13 protein-coding genes are annotated in these 9,857 nt (G+C 37.1%); 4 read left to right on the top strand and 9 right to left on the bottom strand.

Annotated features, from left to right (window positions below; translation table 11 throughout):
* From QZ055_RS05885 to QZ055_RS05870, 4 genes are all read left to right on the top strand, one after another.
* Positions 1-662: metal ABC transporter solute-binding protein, Zn/Mn family (locus tag QZ055_RS05885; protein WP_295825254.1), on the top strand; the 662-nt coding region annotated here is incomplete at its 5' end.
* Between the two features lie 106 nt (positions 663-768).
* Positions 769-1,500: a metal ABC transporter ATP-binding protein gene (locus QZ055_RS05880; protein WP_295825253.1), complete on the top strand. Its 732-nt coding sequence runs from the start codon at positions 769-771 to the stop codon at positions 1,498-1,500.
* Positions 1,497-2,462, top strand: a complete 966-nt coding sequence (locus QZ055_RS05875) for a metal ABC transporter permease (protein WP_295825252.1) — start codon at positions 1,497-1,499, stop codon at positions 2,460-2,462. The genes QZ055_RS05880 and QZ055_RS05875 overlap by 4 nt, the downstream gene beginning before the upstream one ends.
* The gene (locus QZ055_RS05870) at positions 2,459-3,559 is read left to right on the top strand and encodes a metal ABC transporter permease (protein WP_295825251.1); all 1,101 of its coding nucleotides are present in this window, start codon (positions 2,459-2,461) and stop codon (positions 3,557-3,559) included. The genes QZ055_RS05875 and QZ055_RS05870 overlap by 4 nt, the downstream gene beginning before the upstream one ends.
* A 209-nt stretch (positions 3,560-3,768) precedes the next feature.
* Here the strand turns inward: QZ055_RS05870 and QZ055_RS05865 are convergent, their stop codons facing one another.
* From QZ055_RS05865 to QZ055_RS05825, 9 genes are all read right to left on the bottom strand, one after another.
* Entirely contained in the window at positions 3,769-4,257 is a 489-nt protein-coding gene (locus QZ055_RS05865) for a GNAT family N-acetyltransferase (RefSeq protein WP_156719424.1), read from the bottom strand.
* 135 nt (positions 4,258-4,392) lie between these two features.
* A complete protein-coding gene (locus tag QZ055_RS05860) occupies positions 4,393-4,812 on the bottom strand; it encodes a GNAT family N-acetyltransferase (protein WP_156719423.1) in 420 nt (139 codons plus the stop codon).
* A 15-nt stretch (positions 4,813-4,827) separates the two neighbouring features.
* A complete protein-coding gene (locus tag QZ055_RS05855; RefSeq protein ID WP_156719422.1) occupies positions 4,828-5,883 on the bottom strand; it encodes a hypothetical protein in 1,056 nt (351 codons plus the stop codon).
* A 40-nt stretch (positions 5,884-5,923) separates the two neighbouring features.
* Positions 5,924-6,244 (bottom strand): GNAT family N-acetyltransferase, encoded by a 321-nt coding sequence (locus tag QZ055_RS05850; RefSeq protein ID WP_267471731.1) that lies wholly within the window; start codon positions 6,242-6,244, stop codon positions 5,924-5,926.
* Between the two features lie 171 nt (positions 6,245-6,415).
* Entirely contained in the window at positions 6,416-6,739 is a 324-nt protein-coding gene (locus QZ055_RS05845; protein WP_156719421.1) for a hypothetical protein, read from the bottom strand.
* Position 6,740: 1 nt separating this feature from the next.
* The gene (locus QZ055_RS05840; RefSeq protein ID WP_156719420.1) at positions 6,741-7,157 is read right to left on the bottom strand and encodes a hypothetical protein; all 417 of its coding nucleotides are present in this window, start codon (positions 7,155-7,157) and stop codon (positions 6,741-6,743) included.
* A 205-nt stretch (positions 7,158-7,362) separates the two neighbouring features.
* Positions 7,363-8,835, bottom strand: a complete 1,473-nt coding sequence (locus QZ055_RS05835; protein WP_156719419.1) for a hypothetical protein — start codon at positions 8,833-8,835, stop codon at positions 7,363-7,365.
* Positions 8,836-8,841: 6 nt separating this feature from the next.
* Positions 8,842-9,708: a DNA adenine methylase gene (locus QZ055_RS05830; RefSeq protein ID WP_156719418.1), complete on the bottom strand. Its 867-nt coding sequence runs from the start codon at positions 9,706-9,708 to the stop codon at positions 8,842-8,844.
* 36 nt (positions 9,709-9,744) lie between these two features.
* The coding region (locus QZ055_RS05825; RefSeq protein ID WP_295825255.1) for a hypothetical protein at positions 9,745-9,857 on the bottom strand (113 nt) is incomplete at its 5' end.

Below are 9,857 nucleotides of genomic sequence, written 5' to 3'. Positions count from 1 at the left end.
TAGAAGGTAAAATGGGTTCCATTTTCGACAATTTAACAAAACAAAATAAAGCTACTATCCGCGTATCTGACGCCATTGATCCAGCTACTCTACTCGACTTTGACGAAGAAGATGGCGTGAAAACCAAAGACCCTCATATTTGGTTCGATGTAGCTAACTGGAAACTTGCTGCCAAAGCGGTTTACGAAGGTCTTGCAAAAACAGATCCAGCTCACAAAGAGGATTTCAAAAAACGGTATGATGCGTACCTCACTAAATTAGATGAAACAGATGCATACATCAAAGCACAAGCAGAATCAATTCCTAAAGAATCTCGCGTCCTCGTAACAGCACACGATGCCTTCCAATACTTTGCTCGAGCTTATGGCTTTGAAGTAAAAGGTTTGCAAGGTGTAAGTACTGCTACAGAAGCAGGCACACAAGATGTGAATGAACTTGTTCAATTTATCGTAGATCACAAAATTAAAGCGATCTTCGTAGAATCTTCTGTACCACACAAAACAATTGAAGCCGTTCAAGAAGCAGCTAAGTCTAAAGGCTGGAACGTTGCCATCGGTGGTGAATTATACTCCGACTCCCTCGGTTCTGAAGGCACTGAAGGCGGCACATATATCGGTATGGTAAAAGCCAACATCGATACCATCGCTAAAGCACTTAAATAACAAATAACGTTTCAAAACAAGGACGACATACAGTGTACGTCCTATGTAAGTACAAGTACTACTAACAATACAGCGATAGTAGCACTATTGATAAAAGGAGGTCTCTATGGAATGGGCCGTTGAAGTTGAAGATATGACCGTAGCCTATACGACAAAACCCGTATTATGGGACGTAGATATGAAGGTACCCATCGGTTCCTTAGCGGCCATCATCGGCCCTAATGGAGCCGGCAAATCTACATTATTAAAGGCCATGTTAGGCCTATTAACAGTTATCTCAGGTAGTGTTAAGTTTTATATCGACCACCACCTTGCAATGGACAAAAAGGATTACAAGAAAATCGCCTATGTTCCTCAAAGCGGTAGCGTAGACTGGGACTTTCCTACTACCGTATTAGACGTTGTACTTATGGGCCGCTATGGTCATCTAGGTTGGTTTAAACGACCTAGCAAAAAGGATAAGGAACTAGCCCTCTCCATGATTGAAAAAATGGGCATGAGCGACTATGTGAATAGGCAAATCCGACAACTTTCAGGGGGACAACAACAACGTGTATTCCTCGCGAGAGCCCTCGTACAAGAGGCAGATATTTACCTCATGGACGAGCCTTTCAAGGGCGTCGATAAAACGACGGAGCACGCCATTATCTCTCTTTTACAAGAAATGAAAGCACGCGGCAAAACGGTCATCGTCGTACACCATGATTTAAATACGGTACCTCAATATTTCGACTGGGTAACGATGGTCAATAAGCAAACTGTTGCCTATGGTCCCGTAGTAGATACCTTTACTGATGAGGCCATCGAGCGCACCTACGGCAAGGGGAGGATTGTATGACTATACTCCAATCCTATACGACACAGATGGTATTGCTCGGCACAGCTCTCTTGGGCCTTGCCAGTGGTATTGCAGGCACCTTCGCAGTACTGCGCAAGGAAAGCCTCATCGGTGACGGTCTCTCCCACGCGGCACTGCCTGGTGTAGTCATCGCATTCTTGCTGACCGGTATAAAAGACATTGAGGTACTCATTATAGGTGCCGCCCTCTCCTCGATTACTGCAGCTTGGCTCATTACCATTACCGTCGAAAACAGTAAAATCAAATTCGATGGTGCTCTGGCTACTATACTATCTGCATTCTTTGGTCTTGGTATGGTCCTACTCACCTACCTTCAAAGTCTAAACAATGCAGGTCAGGCGGGGCTTTCAAAATTTATATTTGGACAGGCCGCCACCATATTAGCCCGCGATGTGTACATTACATCGGCGGCAGCGCTCATCATTATCGTTTTAACAGCCTTATTTTGGAAAGAGCTAAAGCTCATTTCCTTTGACGTAGAATACGCTAAAACTTTGCAAATTCCCGTCACCTTTACCCTCATTTTATATCGTTCACTATTGATCATGACCATCATCATCGGCATTCAATCAGTAGGTGCTATCTTGATCAGTTCCCTACTCATTGCACCGGCCGTAGGGGCCCGTCAGTGGACGAACAAGCTAGGTACCATGTGTATACTAGCAGGATGTTTCGGCATGGTATCTGCTATGGGCGGTACCATTTGGAGTACAACAGTACAAAAACTGCCTACAGGACCTGCGATCATCATCATTCTGTCGGTTATCGTACTGTTGAGCCTCATATTTGCACCTAATAGAGGCATCTTGTGGCAATATCGTAAAAACAAACAATCAAAACAAGCTTTATTATCAGAAACTGCAAAGATAAGTCCTGCCGATTTACAACAAAAGATATATAGAGCAGAGGGTGGACAGCCTCGCATAGGAGGTGCCCCATGACAGTACATACAGAGATTTTACTCATCGCTATCACAGTATCCATCGCGTGCGCAATCCCTGGTGTATTCCTCGTGCTGCGCCGCATGTCCATGATGGCTGACGCCATTACGCACACCGTATTCCTCGGCATCGTGCTCGCTTTCTTTGTAACGGAAGACTTAAACTCTCCCTTGCTTTTAGTAGGGGCAACCGTAGTCGGCGTAGGAACAGTGTGGCTTACAGAGATGATTCATAACACAGGCCTCGTCAACGAAGACGCGTCCATCGGTATCATCTTCCCTCTCCTCTTCTCCATTGCCATCATCCTCGTCAGTCTCTATAGCGGCAACGCACACCTTGACGTAGATACGGCACTTCTAGGGGAAATCGCGTTCGCCCCATTCGACAGATGGATTGTAAACGGTACCGACTTAGGTCCTGTTTCACTATGGATTTCCCTGGGGGTAGCGGTCATCAACCTCCTATTAGTTATGCTCTTCTACAAGGAATTGCAGCTATCTACCTTCGACCCATTATTAGCAGGGCTCTTCGGCTTCATGCCTGCCCTCATCCACTACGTGCTGATGACCATGGTGTCCCTTACCGTGGTGGCTTCATTCCAAGCGGTTGGTGCTATCCTCGTTATCGGCCTCATGATCGGACCTGCGGTTATCGCTTATTTATGGACAGACTCTGTGAAAGCCATGCTCACTAGTAGTATCATCATCGGCATTATCTGTGCCGTTATCGGTACGGAAGTCGCTTTCACCCTAGACGTATCTATTGCAGGGGCTATCGCAACAACGATCGGTCTCGCCTTATTAATTGCCGTTATTTGCACGCCAAAGACAGGCTATATAGCAACCTATCTTCGCCAGCGCCACTTGCGCCGTCACTATCGAGAAACGATGATGCTCTGCCACATCTACACCCATATGAATACACCTGTGGCGGCTATTGAAAATGGTATCGGCACCATTCACGAACACTTGAACTGGAAACCAGACTATACACACCAAGCCGCATCACATCTTAAGAAACAAGGCTTGCTATATGTAACAAATGGATACTATATGCTGACCGATAAAGGCGTGGCTCAAGTAAAAGAAATTATTTAAATAACCCTATGGATTTTGGTATACACAATAATAGGCAAATCCGTATAGTCTAATTACATTAATTGTAAAAACTTAATATGTTTCCCAACAAAAAAGAAGCTGAAATCAATGCTGCACTGCAAAGATTTCAGCTTCTTTTTTATGGGAACTATTATATTCAGATTTATTGTAAAACCATAAACAGTTAATTCCTACTCATTTCTAAGCACCTAAAATACGATTCGCATTTGGTACCATTTGGCACCGCCGTGATCAGACTCTGATTCACCTTCATTTACAAAGCCAAACTTGGCGTAATAAGGAATCTTTTCTTCTTTACAGGTTAGAATTACGCCCTTACGTTTTTCCTCTCTCGCAAGGTCGATAAAAGCTTCAATCAACTTACCGCCTACGCCACGATTACGATATTCTGGCAATGTATTCAGACCAAAAATCATCTGCCATGCGCCATGGGGATTATGCAGCGAAGCATCGGCGAACATCTCATCCGTTAAGACTTCATCATCCGTCACAAAACCATCGATGAAACCAATAGGTGTATCGCCGTCAAAAGCAATTAAAAACTGACCTGCATAATGATCTAATCGTTCCTTAAAAGCCTCACGAGGCGCCGCCTCAGCAGGAGGAAAACAAGTCGCTTCTATATGTGTCACTAAATCTAAATCAGCGGTTGTCGCTTTTCGTATTAATATATCCATATTTTTCTCCATCGCATCTACATATCCGTTTTAGTATATACTGTTTACATAACAAAGGCTACACGTAACGCTATGTACGTGCAGCCTTTTATTAACAATGTGACCACTTACTTGCTATACAGATTATCCGGCCAATCAGCTTTTCGTATATTTCGGCACATTCCGATATTGCATTGGTAAGGAATTTTCTTTTATTTTAAAGCCATGCTTCTCGTAAAATGGTGCATTCTTGCTATCACCAATCATAACGTTGATATACAAATAAGACTTGTAAGCCACCTTCACCATTTCTAGCAAATGACCGGCAATACCTTGACCATGATACTCAGGATGAACCAGTACATAATTGATGAAGCACACCAACTCGCTATCATCCATGACACGAATAAGACCCACTAAACGGTCACCATCCCAAGCAGAAATCACACGAGACGAATTTATGAGAGCCTTATGTAATCGGTCAGGATACTTGCCTACCACCCAACGAACAGACAGAAATAAATCTGCTACTTGTTGAGACGTAAAATTTCGTTCTTCTGTATACGTAATCGACATAAAAGCTCCTTTACATTATCTAAAAGACCAAGGATTTTCCATAGTAGTCGCTTTATTAAATGTTAATGTGCAAATTGTAGGGTTATCATTATCTAAGTAAGCAATAAAAACAAATTTATGGATAAATTTCTCTTTTACTAGCATTGCGTTTTCAACATCTTGATATATATATTCACGAAGTAATTCAGGAAGAGTAAAACTAATACTAAGGTTAGGAACCTCATCGTTATCAATTATTGGTACTATAATCCATTCATCAGGGTTTTCTGGATTAAAATGTATTGAAACATTCTGATGCGGATTAGATTTCAACAACTCATTAAATTCTGAATTAGCTAATAGAGGAATCATATGCACGCTATTTATTGTGGCTAGATATAAAAATTGATTTTCAATATTACGCTTTAAAGCCCTTACCAGATGCAGTAAATCACTAACAAAGAACTTATTATCCCCATGATAATAATATCCATCATAAATTAATTCTGAAAATAGATTTTTAAAATTATTGAATTCAGAAGAATCTATATCTGAATTATCCATTAATTCATCTACTATTTGCTCAATAAGATTTATAATACCTTTATATGCATCATTAGATAGATCAATTAAATGTATTTTATGAGCAATTGCATAACGTTGTGCAGGCTTTGAAAAACCAGATGTGGAAAAAATTGCATAATGATATTGATAACGTTTAATAGATAACTGTTCAGTACTCAAATCTACAGTAGCGTAGTTAGTATTAATGTCATTTAAAACACCAACGCCCATTCTGACTCTATCAATACCAACTTTTGTGCTTGCATAACACTTTGCTTCTACAAATAAACGCAAGGGATATACAAAAGGAGGCGTTATTTTAAACGTCCCCAATGTGTCAAACTGATGATATCCGCCACGCCCTCGAACATTTAAACCATTAGAATTACTTACTATCTCTTGCTCTTCATATGGCACACTATATTCATACGGAATGTTATGCTCTCTAATCACTTCATAACCATTCACTTCAATAAGTTTTGATAACACTATCTCTAAAAGGTATCCTTTTGCTTGCTGTTTATTCATGTTCCCGCGCTCCTAAATTATAAGTGCAAAACGTATGTTGCTACAACTGCTTACTCATATAGATAACATCATCCATAGGGTTATGATAATACGGCTCGCATTCAACAAAACCATGCTTCTTATACAAATGAATCGCTGCTTGTAACGATTCAATTGTGTCTAATACCAGCTCTTTATAACCAGATTCCTTAGCATAGTCCACGATACTTTCAATAAGACAATCACCGAGAGCATGTCCACGTTCCTCAGGACGTACACAGAGGCGTTTCATTTCATAACGGGTCTCACTATGCGGATAATAGTCCACCATGCCGAGCACCACGTTATTATCATCGATAGCTACCAATAACTCACCATTCAGAGCCGTATATTTCTCAGCAATATCTGCCAGTTCCTTATCTAAATTCTAAAATGACAAATCGCGGCCAAGCCACTAAGTGTACTCTTAAATTAACTCTTTTACCTGATCTAAATACGGTTTGCCATCAATTATTTTAATCATATACACTCCAAAGGATAGAATTTCCCACAATTATTTCTTCTTATATGGTATATGTTGGAAAATTTCTCTTATAAATCCCTCTCCAACAATTAAACTATCTTCCTTGATAAAGAATTCTGTACCAACTTGTAAACTAGAATAATCTACATCCTCATTCGCTGGCAGTGCATTAGCTCGTATTGGCTGATTGAAGATTACATCTTCACCATCAATAAAGTTGATTTCAAGATGTTCATCAGTGCCTTTTATAACAATATGAGGGCTATACTTTCCATTATTTAAATTTGGTGGATTCGTCAGCTTCTTGCTAAAGAAAGTAATAGTGCAACTAATAGTAAAATCTAAATTGCTCATATTAGGCCTCATCGATTACATATACCATATTACCTGTAAAGTATATGTTCATTATACAGTGCACGGGACTCCCTTCAGTCCATAGCCAGCCTTGAAGTACAGCTCGTCCCCAATTATAAGACTCCGTAATGACCTCAAACTCGCTTTCACTATAATCCTGTTGATACTGAAGTAACTCAATTCTTTTACCTGTGAAAGTATCTAATATTGTACTATTAAAGACGAGAATTTCTAGATCATCAATATCACATTTCTCAAATACTATCTTAGCCTTGTGAATCTGTTCATCACGACTCTCATAGGAAAAAATGTAATCAAAGATAAAAGTTAAATTACCATCTACATATTCTATTTTCTGTACTCTTGCATCATGAAGAGAATATTTAAAATACTCCCCAAACGATCTTGTAGTTTTCATAGGGCCTCATTACATAGCTATAATTAACTGATTAAAATGTAGTTAAATTAATCTATCATTTTATTAAAAACGCTCTTCTTCTACCATAAAGCATTCAATCTAGTATTATATATAAAAATAATGCTGGAACAATACAAAGTGTATCATTCCAACATTTATTATAATTTTAATATACAATAATCAAAGATGTATCTAGTTCCCAACTCTATACTTTATTAGATAACAAATAGTTTATAACCGTTAATAAACCTTTTTGAGGTAGTTCAATTAAAGTATTTGCATCTAATCGAAATTCAGCAGGTCTATGTATTACCCAATTTAACGGATCCACATTAGCACTATAATCCTTAAATAGATTATTAAAATAGTCTCGAATTTTTACATCTGTAATATAGTTAGCTAAATTTTTATTATAGTTATCTATAATTCTACTAAGTTTTCCTGAATCTTTTTGTACACGAGACCAAATCAATTGATCCGATCCTTGAATGGTATGTTTTTTAGAATAATATATTATAGCTTGCTCAATAATTGCACGCACAAGAAATGTTGTTGCTATAGGATAGTATTTCACAAGTTTCTTTTCTGAAAATAATTCTAATTCTTTACATATAGCGGCTACACCATGCGAATCTACATCTGATGGCAATAAATTACTATAATTAAGCCCTTGAAAAAAATACGGTAAATTTTTAGTATTCCCCTGAGTAGTTATAATATTATTTTGTGCAGGTTTAACTGATTTTATATCAGTAACATTTAAAGGGTCTTGATTTTTCGTAATAGGTATTTCATCATTCTTTGGAGCCTTAGTAATAGTTATACCTTTAGATTGACTATCAGAACCTATTTCATCAGTAAGATTTTCCTTTTCCTCATTAAGTAATCTAGTATTATAATCACTAAGCCAAGGTAATAATTTATCCTCTATTGTACCTGCTTTATTAAATAAACGAGTGACAGCAATCCCTTCATTCTCTGACTCTTTTACAACCCATTTAGAAGCATCTATTACTAATTGCATGCGCTTTTTTGTAAAAGTTTCCTCATCAGAAACATCTAACCCAATTTTCCTCTTTATTACCCTATTGTTAAATATTCTTTCAATAGTAGTAAATGGTAAGATATTAGTAATATCTAAATCAGCAAAGTATTTTTTTACATAAAAATCCACCAAATATGAAAGTGTTTTTTCATGATTCATCCTAACCTTAAAATTTTCTTTTTCACGTGCCGACCACTGTTTAGTTCCTTTGCCTTTGTCTTCACCTGAATGTAATCTCTCCATAATAAAAAAAGCATCTTTTTCATTAGTAACATAACAGCTAATTTCTTCAGAAATATTCCCTTTTTGACTAATTTTCTGAGCTTTCTCTTTAGTTGCTACATCCAAGAAACTAAATTTATCTGGTTCTAAAAGAAGTTTTAATACTGCAACCCTTCGATTACCTTCATAAACAACATACCTTTTTAAATCATTTGAATAAACAACTACAATTTGCTGATTACCTAATAAACCATTTTTTTGTATATCATCAGCCAAGTTAAGCATATATTGAACACCAACAGAATTAAATAATTTTTTTAAAGTATCTACTTCATTAGTTCCTATAACATGTCGAGGATTTTCAAAATAATTGAGTAAATCTTTAATTTTTAATTTTTTAATCTCTCCCATTACTTATTATGCTCCATTAAATAAAATTGTTAGATATTCTTCTTCATTTTTTGGTCTTTTAAGTTTTCTCGCATAGAACATAACTTCACTCGCTGAACGTTTTTTTTGTAAAGAGTAATTCAATTTAAACTCAATATTACATACACTAGAATACATTGTTTTTATGGCATTTATATTATCATATGTAACAATCCACATCCTATTTTTTAATCTACTTAATATCATATTAGCTAAATTAACATGATCACCATGAGAATAAAAATTTTTATATAACCCAGGTCCTTTACTATAATAAGGCGGATCAAAAAAAGTAAAAGTCTTTCTTTTGTTTAAAATTATATTTTCAATAAAATCAAGGGCTTCTAAATTATATATACTAATCTTTTCTCTATGCGCGGCAATTTTTTCAATTTGTTTAATAAGCCTCAATTTATTAAATCTACAATCTATTAAATATTCTCCGGTTTGCTCTAATCCACCTATAGGACCCGCTTTATCAACAATTCCGGAACGATTAGTTCTATTTAAAAAGAATGTTGAAAAACCAATTTCTAAATTACTATGATTCGAAAGATTATCTCGAATAGCTTTTTGTCTATGCCACTCGTCTATAGTCACTTCTGTGTTTGTTACTAACTGAATAAATTCATCTGTACGATATAAAATACTTTCCCAAAAACAAAAAATTGTAAAATCATAATCATTTAATATTATACGATTAACCAGTCCATTAAATAAAAGTTCCAATGCAACTGCTGCTCCACCACAAAAAGGCTCAATATATGTAGTGCAACCATTTTCTTTTATTAAACGAGAAACATAATTATATAGTTTATGTTTTCCTCCTGGGTAGCGCAGTGGAGAAGGATTCATGAATACCTCCATAACCGTAAAATAAAACTAAGGTATCTATTCCCACTCAATTGTAGCAGGTGGTTTAGATGTAATATCGTACACGATACGGTTGATGTGTTGTACTTCGTTTACGATACGACGGGAGATTGTGTCCAATACGTCGTAAG

The sequence above is a fragment of the uncultured Veillonella sp. genome, from assembly GCF_905209685.1.
In the GTDB taxonomy this organism is placed as follows: domain Bacteria; phylum Bacillota; class Negativicutes; order Veillonellales; family Veillonellaceae; genus Veillonella.
This window is presented reverse-complemented; position numbering and strand designations above follow the sequence as displayed.

Excerpts from the sequence above, each read along its gene's own strand:
- QZ055_RS05880 (WP_295825253.1), top strand. The coding sequence starts at position 769 with ATGGAATGGGCCGTTGAAGTTGAAGATATGACCGTAGCCTATACGACA.
- QZ055_RS05845 (WP_156719421.1), bottom strand. The coding sequence starts at position 6,739 with ATGAGCAATTTAGATTTTACTATTAGTTGCACTATTACTTTCTTTAGC.
- QZ055_RS05860 (WP_156719423.1), bottom strand. The coding sequence starts at position 4,812 with ATGTCGATTACGTATACAGAAGAACGAAATTTTACGTCTCAACAAGTA.
- QZ055_RS05865 (WP_156719424.1), bottom strand. The coding sequence starts at position 4,257 with ATGGATATATTAATACGAAAAGCGACAACCGCTGATTTAGATTTAGTG.
- QZ055_RS05855 (WP_156719422.1), bottom strand. The coding sequence starts at position 5,883 with ATGAATAAACAGCAAGCAAAAGGATACCTTTTAGAGATAGTGTTATCA.
- QZ055_RS05830 (WP_156719418.1), bottom strand. The coding sequence starts at position 9,708 with ATGAATCCTTCTCCACTGCGCTACCCAGGAGGAAAACATAAACTATAT.
- QZ055_RS05835 (WP_156719419.1), bottom strand. The coding sequence starts at position 8,835 with ATGGGAGAGATTAAAAAATTAAAAATTAAAGATTTACTCAATTATTTT.
- QZ055_RS05840 (WP_156719420.1), bottom strand. The coding sequence starts at position 7,157 with ATGAAAACTACAAGATCGTTTGGGGAGTATTTTAAATATTCTCTTCAT.
- QZ055_RS05870 (WP_295825251.1), top strand. The coding sequence starts at position 2,459 with ATGACAGTACATACAGAGATTTTACTCATCGCTATCACAGTATCCATC.
- QZ055_RS05875 (WP_295825252.1), top strand. The coding sequence starts at position 1,497 with ATGACTATACTCCAATCCTATACGACACAGATGGTATTGCTCGGCACA.